Annotated in this window: 16 protein-coding genes and 1 pseudogene; 10 read left to right on the forward strand and 7 right to left on the reverse strand. The window is 36.6% G+C overall.

Translation table 11 applies throughout. From position 1 onward, the window contains the following. Positions 1 to 15: 15 nt before the first annotated feature. On the reverse strand, positions 16 to 597 hold the full coding sequence (locus tag A6755_RS12240; protein WP_034307698.1) for a TetR/AcrR family transcriptional regulator: 582 nt from the start codon (positions 595 to 597) through the stop codon (positions 16 to 18). Positions 598 to 1,003: 406 nt separating this feature from the next. On the opposite strand from A6755_RS12240, the gene A6755_RS12245 reads away from it, so the two are divergent. Next, positions 1,004 to 1,732, forward strand: a complete 729-nt coding sequence (locus tag A6755_RS12245) for a VCBS repeat-containing protein (RefSeq protein ID WP_244889738.1) — start codon at positions 1,004 to 1,006, stop codon at positions 1,730 to 1,732. A gap of 174 nt (positions 1,733 to 1,906) precedes the next feature. Here the strand turns inward: A6755_RS12245 and A6755_RS12250 are convergent, their stop codons facing one another. Then, complete coding sequence (locus tag A6755_RS12250; RefSeq protein WP_057277894.1) at positions 1,907 to 2,527, reverse strand: NAD(P)-dependent oxidoreductase; 621 nt, start codon at positions 2,525 to 2,527, stop codon at positions 1,907 to 1,909. Between the two features lie 429 nt (positions 2,528 to 2,956). On the opposite strand from A6755_RS12250, the gene A6755_RS12255 reads away from it, so the two are divergent. Continuing rightward, positions 2,957 to 3,583, forward strand: a complete 627-nt coding sequence (locus A6755_RS12255) for a hypothetical protein (RefSeq protein WP_063592524.1) — start codon at positions 2,957 to 2,959, stop codon at positions 3,581 to 3,583. Between the two features lie 191 nt (positions 3,584 to 3,774). Beyond that, positions 3,775 to 4,070, forward strand: a pseudogene (locus A6755_RS27565) (transposase); the annotation flags it as partial. A gap of 235 nt (positions 4,071 to 4,305) precedes the next feature. Here A6755_RS27565 and A6755_RS27050 read toward each other — a convergent pair. Beyond that, positions 4,306 to 4,470: a hypothetical protein gene (locus tag A6755_RS27050; RefSeq protein WP_153246145.1), complete on the reverse strand. Its 165-nt coding sequence runs from the start codon at positions 4,468 to 4,470 to the stop codon at positions 4,306 to 4,308. Between the two features lie 275 nt (positions 4,471 to 4,745). Between A6755_RS27050 and A6755_RS12260 the strand changes: the two genes are divergently transcribed. Continuing rightward, positions 4,746 to 5,735 (forward strand): MBL fold metallo-hydrolase, encoded by a 990-nt coding sequence (locus A6755_RS12260; RefSeq protein WP_084737664.1) that lies wholly within the window; start codon positions 4,746 to 4,748, stop codon positions 5,733 to 5,735. A 271-nt stretch (positions 5,736 to 6,006) separates the two neighbouring features. Here the strand turns inward: A6755_RS12260 and A6755_RS27055 are convergent, their stop codons facing one another. Together A6755_RS27055 and A6755_RS12265 are read right to left on the reverse strand one after the other, a co-directional pair. Beyond that, positions 6,007 to 6,168, reverse strand: a complete 162-nt coding sequence (locus tag A6755_RS27055; protein WP_174878711.1) for a hypothetical protein — start codon at positions 6,166 to 6,168, stop codon at positions 6,007 to 6,009. A 320-nt stretch (positions 6,169 to 6,488) separates the two neighbouring features. Continuing rightward, positions 6,489 to 7,307, reverse strand: coding sequence for a histidinol-phosphatase (locus A6755_RS12265; RefSeq protein ID WP_174878712.1), 819 nt, complete (start codon positions 7,305 to 7,307; stop codon positions 6,489 to 6,491). Between the two features lie 238 nt (positions 7,308 to 7,545). On the opposite strand from A6755_RS12265, the gene A6755_RS12270 reads away from it, so the two are divergent. The 5 genes from A6755_RS12270 (at position 7,546) to A6755_RS12290 (ending at position 12,420) form a co-directional block, all read left to right on the forward strand. After that, on the forward strand, positions 7,546 to 8,181 hold the full coding sequence (locus A6755_RS12270) for an FMN-dependent NADH-azoreductase (RefSeq protein ID WP_057277895.1): 636 nt from the start codon (positions 7,546 to 7,548) through the stop codon (positions 8,179 to 8,181). A gap of 599 nt (positions 8,182 to 8,780) precedes the next feature. Next, a complete protein-coding gene (locus A6755_RS12275; RefSeq protein WP_063590795.1) occupies positions 8,781 to 9,407 on the forward strand; it encodes a fumarylacetoacetate hydrolase family protein in 627 nt (208 codons plus the stop codon). Positions 9,408 to 9,667: 260 nt separating this feature from the next. Continuing rightward, positions 9,668 to 10,096, forward strand: coding sequence for a MarR family winged helix-turn-helix transcriptional regulator (locus A6755_RS12280; RefSeq protein WP_063590796.1), 429 nt, complete (start codon positions 9,668 to 9,670; stop codon positions 10,094 to 10,096). 654 nt (positions 10,097 to 10,750) lie between these two features. Further along, positions 10,751 to 11,695, forward strand: a complete 945-nt coding sequence (locus tag A6755_RS12285; protein ID WP_063590797.1) for a sporulation protein — start codon at positions 10,751 to 10,753, stop codon at positions 11,693 to 11,695. A gap of 497 nt (positions 11,696 to 12,192) precedes the next feature. Next, the gene (locus A6755_RS12290; protein WP_034307687.1) at positions 12,193 to 12,420 is read left to right on the forward strand and encodes a hypothetical protein; all 228 of its coding nucleotides are present in this window, start codon (positions 12,193 to 12,195) and stop codon (positions 12,418 to 12,420) included. Positions 12,421 to 12,767: 347 nt separating this feature from the next. Here A6755_RS12290 and fabF read toward each other — a convergent pair whose 3' ends face one another. Then, on the reverse strand, positions 12,768 to 14,003 hold the full coding sequence (gene fabF, locus A6755_RS12295; protein ID WP_063590798.1) for a beta-ketoacyl-ACP synthase II: 1,236 nt from the start codon (positions 14,001 to 14,003) through the stop codon (positions 12,768 to 12,770). Between the two features lie 121 nt (positions 14,004 to 14,124). Here fabF and A6755_RS12300 point away from each other — a divergent pair, with 121 nt between their 5' ends. Next, positions 14,125 to 14,970, forward strand: coding sequence for a helix-turn-helix transcriptional regulator (locus A6755_RS12300; protein WP_063575847.1), 846 nt, complete (start codon positions 14,125 to 14,127; stop codon positions 14,968 to 14,970). A 292-nt stretch (positions 14,971 to 15,262) separates the two neighbouring features. Here A6755_RS12300 and A6755_RS12305 read toward each other — a convergent pair whose 3' ends face one another. Then, the gene (locus A6755_RS12305; protein WP_063590799.1) at positions 15,263 to 15,970 is read right to left on the reverse strand and encodes an SDR family oxidoreductase; all 708 of its coding nucleotides are present in this window, start codon (positions 15,968 to 15,970) and stop codon (positions 15,263 to 15,265) included. Positions 15,971 to 16,003: the final 33 nt, after the last annotated feature.

The following is a 16,003-nucleotide window of genomic DNA, read 5'->3' on the forward strand; positions in this document are numbered from 1 at the left end:
CACTTTCTTTGTGAATCATTTTAGCGAAATACCCCTCCAAAACACTTTCCAGGAGGCTGATAATTTATCATTCAGCCGTTTCTCATCATTGCCGTATACAAGCTCAAGCAAAATGGAATCCACGACTCCCAAGAATGCATAGGTCGGCGTTATGGCTTCATCTTCGACGATTAATTTGGCATTGATCCAATCATGGAATTTACATTCCAGGATCGCCTGCACCTTTTCCTCGATATCTATCACTTCCTGCCCGATTTCTTTTTCAAGATGCGCTGGCGGAAAAAAGGACATACGCAGCCAAAACTTTATATGCTCATTTTTTTGGAAAAGGTCGATGACCAATTGAAGGAATCCGTATAAATCCTTTTCAGGGTTTTTTGAATCAACTTTACGGAAATATTGGAGCTTCGACGATAGCTCCGTCTCTTTCGCATCACGTAAAACTTGCAGGAAAAGATCGTCCTTGCCTTTAAAATGAGCGTAAATGGATTGCTTTTTCATGCCGACTTCTTCAGCTATTTGAGAAAGCGACGCTCCTTCATAACCATGAATCGTGAAATATTTTAGAGCGGCTTCTTTAATTTCATTACTTTTCAATAATATCACCTCATAATTTAACGAACGTTCGTCAGTTATAATAGCAAATTACATAAATATATGCAAGCGAATATGTTAATAAAAAGGTATTATCCCCGAAATCATTGATAATTATGGCGCTATATTTGAAAAGACATAGATATGCACTAAAGGCTACTCACAAAATTCTTGCATATAATTCTATATGGAAAATAAAGAGGCAGGTGGGATGAAGTTGGATATGTATGACATCAGAAATGCGATTCATTACTATTACACAAAAATACAAGAAACGAATCATCCTTATTATTGGTACTGTTTGGCTGAGACCCAAAGTAGGGCCGGATTAACAAATGAAGCACTGCAAACGATAGATAACGCATTGTCGTTTCAGAATCCTTATCCTTCCAAACAGGAACTGCTAGACATGCAATTGAACCTCCAAACCGCAAGACAAATAAATTCCAACAGAATAGTCATAGTGACGTCAAAACAGGGAGATATTGATGGGGATGGGACAAAGGACAATGTTTTTCTTACCGCAAACAAAACCCCTGATAGTCCCTTTTGGAGGAATATAACGTTGGTTATCCATAATGGGAGGACTAATCAATATGAACAAGTTCCCATGAAAAATGACGCAGGATATAACCCGACCCTTTTTCTTGGTGACTTTACAGGTAATGAGGGGGATGACATATTAGTGGTCATTGATACAGGGGGAAGCGGGGGTTCCATTTATGCGTATGTTTTTTCCTACCTTAACGGCCAACTCATGACCATTTTTAATTCAGATTCATTCAATGAATCCTTTCAATACGATGTTCATTATGAAAACCAATACAAAGTAAAGGTGAACAGTCATTACCTAAAAGAAAGGTACACTCTTGACCTGACTTATAAGGGTCAGGAATATTTATCTGAAATTTATAGAAAGGATGGTATATTGAAGGCGCCGATTGAAGGATGGGTCAATCCTTTATCTGGTTTATATCCGGTTGATTTCAATAGGGATGGCATATATGAGCTCGAAGCCTATCAGAGGATCGCAGGGAGGTACAATGCCGACTCACTGGGATTTGTACAGACCGTATTGAAATGGAACGGGAAAGCATTTGCTCCTGACCGGCAGAATGTGGCTATTTTTGGAAAGTGAATATAGTACAAAGGAATAGATGGTCATGAACAAGGTACAGGCAAAATCTTCGCCCAAAAGAAACCGGGAAATATTCCTGGCAATGGTTCACCTGACTGTGTTCATTGACTAAGAAAATTGAACCGACTTTCAATACGATTTAACTTCGAAGGGGTTTAATGCATATTAGAATTTTTAGTAGGCGATCCCTACACGTGCTTTTAAAAAATCGTTACTTTTTATTTGGCTAAATGCAAATTCTGCTGTATCCGGAACGGATATTTCAACCCCATCCTCCGGCAAAAAGTCGCCTTCTATACGATATATACCAACTCTTTTTCCATCCGGCAAATACGTAGGACAGACAATTGTCCATTGAAGTGTTGATTGTTTAAGCAAATCGAAAACTTCATGATGTTCTTTCGCTGCACGGGTAGACTTCTGCTTTGATTCACTTGTCTGATAACGCAAAGAATTTGGGATTGTTCTACTTTGGAGGATACCAGCCGTTCCAATGGTAATAATTCGTTGTATACCTTCGTTTTCCATAGCTTCGATAATTAGTGGCATACTTGCTGATAAAGTCGTTGTCCCATCAGTATTAAGTGCACTAATAACTACATCAATTCCGTGCATGGCGCGTACGATATCATCTTTATTTAAAACATTACCTTGAATGATGGTTAAATTGGCATTGTTTATAGCAATCTTCTCTGGAGTGCGAACTAAAACCGTAACATGATGATTGTCTTGCAGACCATAAATAACTAATTGACCCCCAACTCGTCCAGTTGCACCCAAAATTAAAATATTCATGGAAACGACCTCCTTTTTTTCTAATATAATTATTCCACTAACATTGTATCGTCATTTTCAACTAATGGGGAGTTTTGTGCATTAAATCATTATAATCCAGTGTTTGCTGGCGGTACCCCATGCCCAAGAGCATTTTCCCACAATCTTGTTGTGGGTATATTTTTTCCTCAACATTGAATTCATCCAAAAGCTTATTGTGGATAGCTTAATGAAAGGTTACCTATTTCCTGCTTCAGTTAAATTAAATAAATTTTTTATAAAATTTTTCATACTTAGACAAAATTACTAATTTTTGTTTTATAAAGCCTTTCTAATATGAAATCCTGTTATGTCCAAGCTTACTTATTCCTTTTCCATATACTAATAAAAAAAGGAGGTGAGAAAGTGAGTAAAAGTAAGAATAGCTCTTCACGCAAGGATGAAGAGAAAGTGAGTAATAATGAGCATAGCTCTTTACGTAAAGATAAAACGAAAATAGAATCGGCACACCAAGAGTGTATTGATCGTGCTTATCGTATTCCTATATTTTTAAGTACGACAACTCATTTAAATGACAACCAACAACGGTTTCTAAACCGTCTAATTTTAGAGATTGAGAATGCTTTGCTTTTTCCGCGTACATTACCATTAAGCGAAAGTTATCCTGAATCCATTTTAACTGATATTCGTCGGTTAGTTTCATCAAGCTATGGTATGTTGGCAGTAAACCTTCGTCGTTTTAAAATTCAAACAGTTGATGTCAATGCAGGACCCCTTCCACCTTCCACTCCATTCTGGACAGGATCAGTTTATTCACAAGTAGAACCTTCAATGGCTTTTCAATTTGGTCTACCCTTATTATTAGTAAGGGAAGAAGATACTGACGCAAATAATGGAATTTGGGCAGGAGGAATTGCCCCACTCAACCTATTTATAGTTTGGCATTCTGAAACTCAAACTGTAGATCAATTCTTTAACACTCCTGAATGGAGATCAGCCTTTGCAAATTGGAGTGCACAAGTAAGAAATGCTTTTTATATACAGACAGAGCCTCAGTTCAAGTACAGATGTGAATGAAACACTGGTACTTTAGCAACAAGTCGAAAATATACAATGTTTAGTTCACCTTTATATAATTTCGTCTTATTCACACAAAAACAAATACTTCCTTTTTGTTTTCACGAACAAAAAGATTTACTTCATAAAAACACACAATTGTGTAGCCGCCTCGAAGCATCTACAGGTGTCCTCATGAGCCCTGAGGGGGTGGCGAGTTCCTCCACGTTTAGTAGGAAAAGCGAGGGAAAATGATAAAACCACCTTCGGTTCCACGGGTCTAACCATTCAACCGAAAGGCTTATACATAAGGGATTTAGGGTATTTCGACTTACAGCTTACAGAAAATGAATGATGAAGGTGCTTACTAAATCTCACGTTTGAAGTTGAATTCTCGTATATATCGTAAGAATGATGAACCAGAGTTTTTTTAAAATGGGACTGTGAAGAAAGGTACTCTCTTTATTCAGTTAGAACGGAAGAGCTTATGAATCAATTTCAACATGGATGGTTTTTTTGTCATGCGGTATTTTTAGCGTTACCATTGCAAATTAAAGAGAACATCCTTGTATATTATCTCTTGCGCGCTTACCTTGATGGCGATGTGGCGGTATCCCAAGAAGAAAAACGTTCGTTGATAAGGAAACAAAACGGGCCGCCCAATAGCTTCATGAGGGGCCCATTTAACGTGAAAAAATATAAAAACGTCTTAAAACAAGTCAATAGCGGCCACAATTTTGCCCCTAATATCCCTGTCCTTCTTTCGATTTTAGAAAAGCATCAACGGATTCGTCCAATAATTTTTCCCGATTAGGATCTTCATTGACATCTGTATCCACTTCCATCACGTCGTTTAATCGACTAACCTGACTTTTTGGCTGAGCTGGATTATTTTTTTCTTTTGGCATATAAACTCCTTCTTGAACAGTTATTTTTTATTTAGTATGAACGATTCATCCAATATTCACTAAGATTATTTCCGTTTCTTTCCCAAATTGAGTCCGGTTGTCTTAATGGAAGGTTGAAACAACATACACGATATTATTTCGGTTATCATTGACTGAATATTATAAATATTGTAATATTTATTTTGCGCATTTGTTTTTTTGAAACAAGGTTTTATATTAGAAACAACTGGGTTTTCCTTGTGTACAGTCAAATAATCTGACAGGAGGTTTTTGTTATGAAGAAAAGATTAAGGAATACTTCGTTTGGTTTTTTGTTGGTAGTGACCATAATTCTATCATTATCATTATTTCTTCCTTCATTTGGCCAAACAGCGGTCCAGCAAACCGATTTTAAAGTAACCCTATTAGGTACAGGTTCTCCACTTTTAAGTACATCCCGCTCCGGTCCAGCTACTCTTGTAGAAGTTGGTAATGAAAAACTCCTCTTTGATGCTGGACGCGGAACCGCTTTACAATTATATAAAGCGAATATGTTACCAGGAAGTGTTGATAAGTTATTCCTTACGCATTTGCATTCGGATCATACAATCGGCATACCGGACGTATGGCTTACAGGTTCCTTACCAACAGGAGGGAAAAGAGAGCAAGCGTTTAAGATTTGGGGACCTAAGGGAACCGAGAAAATGATGGTACATATGAATAAAGCATATAAAGCCGATTTGGATGCAAGGGATGACTCTGGAAATGGGAACGTTGAAGGAGCAAGTATTGTCGCAAATGATATCAAGGAGGGTATTGTCTATAACAAAAAGGGAATTGAAGTAATAGCCTTCAAGGTTGACCATAAATCAATAGAGCCGGCTTTCGGTTATCGGGTTAATTACAAAGGACATTCAGTAGTTATCTCAGGCGACACCCGCTATAATGAAAATCTTATAAAATTTTCCAAAGGTGCTGATGTGGTGATTCATGAGGTTGCAGCGGCAAAACCTGATAATGAATCAGAATCAATCGCCAATATACTTGATCTTCACACTACACCGGAGGAAGCAGGTAAAGTCTTTAGCCAAATACAACCAAAACTTGCTGTGTACTCACATATAGTATTATTGGGAGGATTAACAGAAGAAAAAGCTGATTTGCTCGAAAGAACAAAAAAAACATATGAAGGAACTGTGTTAGTAGGGGAGGATTTGCTTTCCATTCAAATAGGGGACAAGGTACAAATGCAACAGCCGGTTAACGAGGCAAACTCGGGAAGCTAAAATGGACCAGCTTCAGCTATTTCATGAATAAGAGGGCTTACTTAAAGGAAGGTTGCTGGTGCAACCTTTTTCCTTAATGTTAATAAATGGACAGGCAGAAGTGTTAATTCCAGAAGAACAATGAAGAGCAAAAGGAATATCATTAACGAAAAGGGCGCTTGAATTTAATAAAAGGAAAGCACATATTATGCGTGACTAATATGTGCTCTTCTTTATAGGAATTTATAATGTTTTAGGTCTTGAAATAAGGTTATTCAAAAGGAAGTATAAATTAAAGATACCCATTTAATACTGTGCCAAAAAGATCGAATTCAGGATCTTTTGACTGGTTTTTTGGTGGGGCTTCGGATCGCCCTATTGAAGAGTTGATACCACCTTCAACTGACTCTACAAGGGTTTCGTCATTCTCTTTATGCAATGGGTTATCAATCATCCCAAAATCAACTCCTTTTTATAATATAAACGAATGGTTAGTTATTAATTCCCTAAATACTTTTATTTTATGCAAGAAAATATGGCGATGACTGGAATTCATTGAAATGAACGGAGAAAAACGTGTAAGCAATCGTGAAGACTTTTATGACAGGATGCATAATGATTATTTTATGCCCATAAAAAAAAATGGTACCGATTCATTGATCAGTTGAGGGGTTTAACAGGATTCAGTTTTAATTTTTGGACTTCGGCCTAAAAAGTTCATTCCACATGTGGTTACAGGAAGCTCTAATGATCGGACCTGTTCTGATTGAAAGGTTAAAGTGGAGTGAGAATCCTTTCCTTTTTAACAAAGTAAGCCCACTCGGAAAAGCCGATCTCTTTTAGTCTTTTTTTAACTAGTTCAAATTCATCGCCAATACGTTCCGGTGTATGCGAATCCGATCCAAAGGTTACCTTCACATTATGGAAAAGAGCTCGTTCTAAAATGTCATCTGCTGGATACCACCCACCACAATCTTTCGTTTTACCAGAGGTATTAATCTCAATGGCGATATCTTCTGAACTAATGATTTTTAGCGTTTTTTCAATAATGTCTGTCTCAATGGAAGAAAAGGCTGGATAAAAACCTTTCATTGCATCAATATGGCCTAAGATTTGGAACACTCCGCTTTTAGCCGATTTCTGTATTAATTCATAATATTCATCCTTTACTTTTGACTGTTCTTTAGAGGTTAAGCCATTCCAACGCCCTCTTTTAAAAATGCTAATATCCTGAACATAATGAACAGATCCAATTATGTAGTCAAAAGGGTGTAAAAGATATTGATCGCGGTAGACTTCAATGTGATCAGGGAAGAAATCACTTTCCATTCCTAATAACACGTGAATTTTGTCTGCATATTTCTCTTTTAAGCGAAGAACTTCCTCAATATAAGGAACAAGTTCACTTTTTGCCATTGCAATAGTTGGGTAAAGATGGTCGTCCTCACTATAAAAATATGGAGAATGATCAGAAATCCCAATATAATGCAAGTCGTATTCGATGGCTTGCTTTACATAATCCTCAATTGTGCCGATAGCATGTCCACAGCGTTCATGGTGAGTGTGAAGATCAAATTTTATTGAATTCGTCATTTACTTAGTCCTCCTAAAGTGAACCAGATTGTCTTATTTTATCATATCCAAAATTCATATCCTTTCTCACAAAATGAAAGAAGATTTATACCTTACTACCCTCGAAAACGAATTATCTTACGGATTTAATTTTATACCCATCAATTAAAGATATTTTAGTTCGAGTAATTGTATAAAGGTTGAATTCCCTAGACAAACTAGAATGTTCAAATATGTAAAAAGAAAGGGAAGATACTGAATGACAAAGGTATTGTATATCACGGCCCATCCTCATGATGACAAACAATCTTACAGTATGGCCGTTGGAAAAGCATTTATTGACACATATAAAGAAGTAAATCCTAGCCATGAAATTGTGAATATTGACCTTTATAAAGAAAATATTCCTGAAATTGATGTGGATGTTTTCAGTGGTTGGGGGAAACTTCAAGCTGGGAAGGGTTTTGAAGAACTCTCGTCGGAGGAGAAAGCGAAAGTTAGTCGTCTCTCAGAATTATGTGAGCAATTCATAGCCGCCGATAAATATATATTTGTATCGCCTTTATGGAATTTTTCATTCCCGCCGGTTTTGAAAGCGTATATTGATTCAGTAGCTGTTGCAGGTAAATCATTTAAATACACCGAACAAGGCCCAGTTGGTCTTTTAACTGATAAAAAAGCCTTGCATATTCAAGCTCGCGGTGGTATTTATTCAGAAGGACCGGCAGCTGAAATGGAAATGGGTCACCGATATCTAAATATCATCATGCAATTCTTCGGAGTGCCTTCCTTTGAAGGTTTATTCGTTGAAGGACATGCAGCAATGCCTGATAAAGCACAAGAAATTAAAGAAAATGCTATAGCACGTTCAAAAGATTTAGCTTCTACTTTTTAAATCAGAGAGCCAACAATTTTTGTTGGCTCAGACTGTAGACAAACTCGATGAAAATCGAGTTTGTCTATTTTTATGGCTTGTACAATTTGGACGTTGATTGGAACGTAGGGCACTCGCTTTCCGCGGGAAGTAGGGGAGCCTCCTCGGCTTTCGCCTGCGGGGTCTCCCCTAGACGCGCTTTTCTAAGCAGGAGTCGAACACCCACTCCAATTAACTTTGTCTTGCCTTTTAGATAGAACACTTTTGCCAGGAGTCATTTTTGTTTTAAAATAAAAGTATTAAAACTTGAGGTGATGAGGATGCTGATCTCGCTGAATAGAATCATGTTTAGAAGTTGGCTCTTTTTTTGTCAAAATAAAAATAATTATGTGGATATATTCTTCTTCACCAATCATAGGGCATTAAGACTTCGTATTTTATCCGCAAGTTAAAATCTGGACCGCCCTAACGTCATTCGAACATGAAATTATATTAATCATTGTATAAAAAGTCAGAAAAATATAAAATGTACTTGGCTTCTTCTTATGCCATGAGTAAGGTTTTCAAATTGTTCCACTATCATTTAAATATTTATTTCTTAAAAGAAAAGAGTGGTTTTTATGAAAAACATTAAAAATATCTATTGTGTAGGTCGAAACTATGCCTTGCATGCAAAAGAATTGAATAATGAAATACCAACTTCCCCTTTTTTATTTTCAAAACCGACTCATTCGCTCGTGGAAGCACACGGTCAGTCAATTACGTTGCCGAGTAATCAGGGTTCCGTTCACTTCGAAACTGAACTTGTCATACATATCGCAAAACAGTTCGAATCAGGAATGAAAGTAGATGAAATAGTAGATTCCATGGCCATTGGGTTGGATCTGACACTTAGAGATGTTCAATCACAGTTAAAACAGAAACAGCATCCTTGGCTTTTGGCTAAAGGATTCAAAAATTCGGCAGTTGTTAGTGATTTTATTCCGTTTCCAGGAGTCGAAGCATGTGAACAATTAGATTTTTCCCTTTTAAAAAATGGAGAGCGTGTACAAGTCGGGAATATTAAAGACTTACTTTTTGATTTGCAAACCATTATAGAATTTACAGCAGAGCATTTTGGGCTTGGAAAAGGAGATATAATTTATACCGGTACTCCAAGTGGCGTCGGTCCTCTTTCAGATCAAGACCAGCTTTCACTTAACTGGGGTGGAAATGAAATAGGGTCCTGTTCAGTTATAATTGGTTAGAGAAAAAAGCAGTCATTTTGACTGCTTTTTTTTTGGATTAACTCAATTTTAGACAAAAAGAAGAAACTCGTCTAAAATGAGAAGAACCATATAACATACATGGAAACGGCGCACGCACTTATTTAAATAAGTTTAACCATTACATTATGGCTTTGGTAAAATTATTTTTTATGGAGTATTATAGAACAATTTATAGACCTTATGATAATCAATTAAAGTGCCAAATTTTATTATATAGGATGGAACAGGGTGGAATGTGCATGAATAACAACCAAGAAAAGAAGTATTTAGATAATTGGCTCTCGATTACAAATATTCAAATGAGCATTACGAATGAGCTGGAAAGTGCTTTGCAAAAAAATCATAACCTTTCATTAAAAGAGTTTTACGTTCTTTACTTTTTATCCAAAACAAGCGAAAAACAATTGAGGCTACAACAATTACAAGAGATGGTAGGATTAAGTCAAAGTGCTATATCCAGGCTGGTAGTCAGGCTTGAAGCAAAAAGCTGCGGCGTATTACAAAGGCAAATATGCGAAGATGATCGAAGAGGTATTTACACACGTTTAACTACATTAGGTGAAGAAAAACTACAAATATCCTTAAATACTGTTCATGAAATTCTGCACTCTGCTTTTTCAAAAGGAAACCTTCAAGAGGAATTGCAATCCTTAATCGAGAAATTATAATATGGTTCTAATATCCCTTAATAACGTGAAGTCGGTTATTTCTATATATTTTAGATAGGAATATACCTTTAGCCCAGTAAGGTAATAATGAACGGATCTGTTGTGAAAGAGAGAAGTGTTTATCCGGAGTTGAATGTAAGCGCATGCATTTAAGAGGGATGGAATAGGTTTGTTTTACCAGCGAGGATAAATTAGTTTAATGGCTAATAATGTTCCGGGAAATGGATATATAATAATAAAGACGAACTGTTATTTTTAAAGTATTATCTAAACAAAAAAAATGCCAGGGCGGAGGATTGTTAGCTCCTGGCTTTTTTTTAGAGAGAAAATTGAACTCTCTCTTTCTTTACTTTGCCGTTTTATTGCTGGATTGCCCCCTATATTAATATAATTAATAATTAAAGAGAAGGAATCAATCCTTCTCTTTTTAATTTAATAATCCATCAACAGCATCATAAAAGACGACGAACCCCATTATCAAATGAAGATCACTTACTGCGGCAAATTATTTGAAACTTTTTTCATTTTTTGACGTAATACTATCAGGGATAATTTAGAAATCTCATAAAAAACAAATGGATTTCCTGTTCTTTCTAATTACGCCCCATTATACATATAAATTCTAATATAGGTTTGACGAAGGGAAGAGGACGTATGTTTAAAAAAATCTTAGCCAGCTTAGGAAAAGGAGCTGCAACTGTAGATTTACAATGTGACAATCATAATTATCAAGCTGGAGAAAGCATTCAAGGGCAGATAGTCATTCAAGGCGGTGAGGTGGAACAAAAAATCAATCAAGTGACTGTCCGGTTGATGATGAATGTGGTATTAAACCAAGGAAGCGTTACTAAGGAAGTTGCACATATACCATTAATTAATCGAGATTGTATTCAGCCAAAAGAACGTAAGGTCATTCCTTTTCATTACGTCCTACCTGCGAATATACCTATTTCAAGGGGAACTGTCTCATACTATCTGGATACACATCTTGATATTGAGGGCGGGGTCGACCGCAAAGATGTAGACCGGCTAGTCATCCAATCCCAGGAATCCATCACATCCATTTTTAATGCAATGGCTCAATTAGGATTTCGCGAGACAGCTGACTCAGGTAAACTCGATCAATATGGACAGGAATTTGCTTTCTTTCCCACTCAACAATTCATGGGTCAAGTAAATGAAGTGGAAATGCGGTTTGCCAATGAAGAATCAGGTATCAGGGTCTGGATGGAGGTTGACTGTAAAAGCGGCTACAAGGAAATTGAAGCGAAACGAGAGTTTCATTTAAATCAAGAAGTTCTTGAGCAAGAAGACGATCTTCATAAGCTACTTGGAGAGTATATATCGGAAGCTATTGAACAGCCTTATGCTTTTACACAGCCGTTCTCTTATTCCGCAAATCAACCTCATGGTCGCTCTTCCCAAATGGGAAACGCTATACCTGGAATGGTTGGTGGATTAGCAGTGGGTGTTTTAGGGACTATGTTATTCACTGAGATGATGGAAGGTTTTGATATGGAGGAGATGTTTGAAGAAGCAACAGAGGAATTTGATGGGGGATTTGATTCATTTTTTGATAATGGGGATGGGGAATCCTAAAAATAATTAGGGTATGTTATAAAATAAAAAAAGGCCCACTAATCAGTTCTTGAGTAAGAATTAGTAAACAAGCGTTACTTACTTTGATCAGTAAGTAACGCTTGTTTTATTGTTGTTTTTATAAAGCAGGAAGAGAACATTTAATAGTGCACTTGCTTCCTATTGCGCTCCGATTTTTCCCTTAATCCTCATATATTTGGAAAAGTTTTATCATCAGACTAAAATCTCCGTTCTCCTTTCCCGGAATAGTTCACTAAAAACGAAGTCATATCTAGCCGATTGTGATAAAGGATTAGGTGAAGATCATGAAGGAAAATGAAGAAGTGATGGAGAGAAAATATGAATGTTCAACTATGATAACCACAAAGTTAATGGAATTGACATTCTTTCATCTTCTGAAAATAGCCCTTCGTTTTTTTGTTTGGCGTGAAAAAAATGAATAAACAATCATATAAGGTTAATTCTATAGACAAGAATGTTAAAAAGGAGATTACATCGTGAAGCCATATGAAATAAAAAGTATGATTATTGATGACGAGTTTAATGGTGAAGAATCGGTTACAGCTGACTTTACTCACAATGATAAAGATTATAGCATTACTTTAAAAAAAGAAGATCTTGAAATAATTAATGCATGGGTTTTTGAGGATGGTTCATCTCTTCCTGCAAACTTATCAGGTACTATCATTGAATCATTAAGAGAAGATATTAAAAAGAGAATCTAGTCATTGGCACTAGATCTTTTTTTATCATTTTCTTAATCGAAGAAAAATGTAGCCTTGTTTATATGGATGATAAAAGATAATGAAAAATTATTGTTTGTGGTCAATACCAATAAGAGTATTAATATGTTTTACTTCAGAAAACTTGTGGACAAGGAATTCAAACTGTTTTGTTTACTAAATTAGTTAGTATAGCTAAAAGGTATTTAAAAAAATATGGCTTTCTGAATAAGTAAAAAACCATAATCGAAGAAAATAGCCTTTTTCGAAGTTGATTCCAATAAGACCCAATACGGCGCTAACTAAAAGTACTATTGAGGACTTTAATAAAAATACGAGTGAAAGTCAATTCACTCGTATTTTTTTAAAACGATAGCTGCATTATGACCTCCAAAACCGAATGAATTGGATAGACCAGTACTTATTTTCACTTTACGAGCAACACCTGGTACATAATCTAAATCACATAATGAATCAGGCTTTTCTAAGTTAATGGTTGGAGGAATAATTCCTTCCTTTAAACTTTTTGCCAAAGCAATTGCTTCCACGCCTCCAGCTGCTCCTAACATATGACCTAGCATAGATTTATTAGCTGTTATTGGGATTTGATAAGCTTTTGATTCAAATAGCTTTTTAATCGCCAGTGTCTCAGATAGATCTCCCACTTCTGTACTTGTTGCATGTGCGCTAATAACATCAATCTCTTCTGGAGAAATATTTGCGTTTTTCAAAGCCATTTTCATTGCAAGGTAGGCTCCTTTTCCTTCTGGGTGTGTAGCTACCATATGATAGGCATCAGAACTTGCACCATACCCTATGACCTCAGCATAAATCTCAGCATCTCTGCGTAAAGCGTGAGATAAAGATTCCAAGATTAAAATTCCTGCTCCTTCTGACATGACAAATCCATCTCGATTTACATCAAAAGGGCGGCTAGCTTTAGCTGGATTATCGTTTCTCGTTGATAATGCTGTAGCATTACCAAAACTAGCTAGTGATAAATCTGTAATAGCTGCCTCTGCTCCTCCAGCAAAAACGGCATCAGCTTCTCCAAAGCGAATAAGCCTGAATGCTTCACCAATAGCGGTATTTCCGATTGCACAAGCAGAAACAGGTGACATAGTAGGTCCCATTGCGTTCCATTTGATACTAATTTGGGCTGCGGCAGCATTAGAAATCATGGCTGGTACCAGGGTTGGACTGACTCTTCTTGGACCTTTCTCTCGAAGAGTATCCACATTTTCAATCAATGTTTCAATTCCTCCTATCCCCGAACCAACATATACGCCAAGTCTTTCTAGATTGATATCATCAATATCTAATTTAGAATCAGTCCAAGCTTGTTCAGCAGCAGCCAAAGCAAATTGGGAAAAGCGATCTAGACGTCGGGCTTCATTTTTTCCTAAAGTATCATCTGCATTAAAATCACGAATAATTCCAGCAATTTTTGCTTTATGGTTGCTCACATCAAATGTATCAATAGAGGAAATGCCTGACTTACCTTCAGTCAGATTTCTCCAAAATTTTCCTACGTTGTTTCCAATAGGAGAGACTACTCCCATTCCGGTAATAACGACTCTTTCCATTTTTCATCACCCCAAATGAATAGTATACTCGTATTATACTTCAGGGTTATCCTATTACAAGTGAGCGTTTATCCTGGTATAATAACTACCCGGTTAAATGGTTATGATGGAGGGTTTAGAAATGAATGATAAAACCAGACTTGAAGCTTTGTCTACATTTTTGAAAACGAAGCGATCCCAAATTAAGCCTGAATCTATAGGTATACCTGCTGGTACACGGAGAAGAACACCTGGCTTACGAAGAGAAGAAGTTGCACATTTGGCGGGAGTTAGTACTACTTGGTATACGTGGCTAGAGCAAGGTCGGGATATAAAGGTCTCTACAAGCGTATTGGATTGCATATCTACAGCTCTGCAATTAAATAATGATGAACGAGAGTATCTATATGATTTAGCTTTAGAAGTGAAATCATCCATTATTCATCGAAAGAAGGATCAGCCAAAACTTAGTCCTTCTTTGGAAAGAATTTTAGCGGAGTTAACGTATTGCCCTACTATCATTACAGATCGACATTGTCATATTGTAGGTTGGAACAATGCTGCCGCTCACGTATTTCTAGATTTTGAACAACTTCCTGATGACCAAAGAAATTTGATCCATCTATTATTTACAAGAAAAGAATTAAAATCATTAGCTGTGAATTGGGAGCATTTTGTTAAAGGATTTCTTTCCATTTTTCGTGCCTATTATGGTCACTACTTAGGTGATGAGTGGTATAACCTATTTATTAAAGAAATGAGTGATTCTCATCCGGAATTTCAATCTTTATGGCAAGAAAGTCAAGTGAGTAAAGCTCCAGAAATGATGATTGAATTTAGACATGCCAAAGCCGGTAAGATGCTGTTTAATTTAACTTCTCTCCAAGTCCAGGGGGACATGGACCTAAGATGCAGTATCTATACACCAGTAGAGGGAACAGCTACGGAAGATAAATTAAAAACGATTTATGAAAAAAATCTCGATTGAATGTTAATAAACCAGCATATCTACAGTCTATGAAATAATACTCGCAAAATACTTCAACTAAGGTGCTTTACTTCAATAAGGCAGGTTGCTGAGGCAGCCTTTTTCATATGGCAAAAACGGGACAGTTTAGTTTAGGTATATTTCTTCACCAAATTATAGAAAAATCCGGTTATCCTGGTTAGGCAAAGGAAAACCGGATTTTTTCTTTAATTGGTTCTAAAGCAATAACAATTGCAAAAGATGGTTTCATCGAACCAGCTTTAACACCAAATAATTTGCTCATGAAGTATTGCTACCAATCGATTCGTTTTCCATCTTTGAAGAATCCCCCGTTAGGTCCTTCAGCTCCAGTAGTAGCTAACCAAAGGATAGATTCAGCAGCTTGCTCAGGAGTTCTTGGAGCAGATGGTCCCCCCATATCTGTACTTACCCATCCCGGGTCGACCGCATTTATTTTGATATCAGATTTGATTTCTACAGCTATTAATTGTGTCAATCCATTCAGGGCAAATTTGGACATTTTATAAGCTCCTACTCCTGGATATGACATTTCGCTCATTGCCCCATATTCTGAGGAAACATTGATGATTCTCCCATAGCCTTGTTTTTCCATGAGGGGAATAAAGGAACGGATCATATAGTAAACTCCAAAGAAATTGGTTGCCATTGTATTCTCTAAAATTGATGGATCCATATTCAATAATTGTTTATTCTCATCCAGATACACGCCAGCATTATTAATCAATACGTCTAATCTTCCATACTTCTCATTTATTGCTACCGCAGCTTGACGGATGCTTTCTTGATTATTGACATCTATCGACACAAACGAAACGTCCAGATTTGACTCCCTAAGTTGTTGTATCGCTTTATGACCCATCTCCGGATTCCGACTTGACAAAATAACCTTAAAACCTATCAAAGCTAATTGTTTGACCAATTCATATCCAATTCCTCTATTTCCGCCTGTGACAAGTGCAACTTTCGTATCCTTTGACATGTTAATTCCTCCATTTTTCGGATAATAATTTTG

Source organism: Peribacillus frigoritolerans (genome assembly GCF_001636405.1).
Lineage (GTDB): Bacteria > Bacillota > Bacilli > Bacillales > DSM-1321 > Peribacillus > Peribacillus frigoritolerans.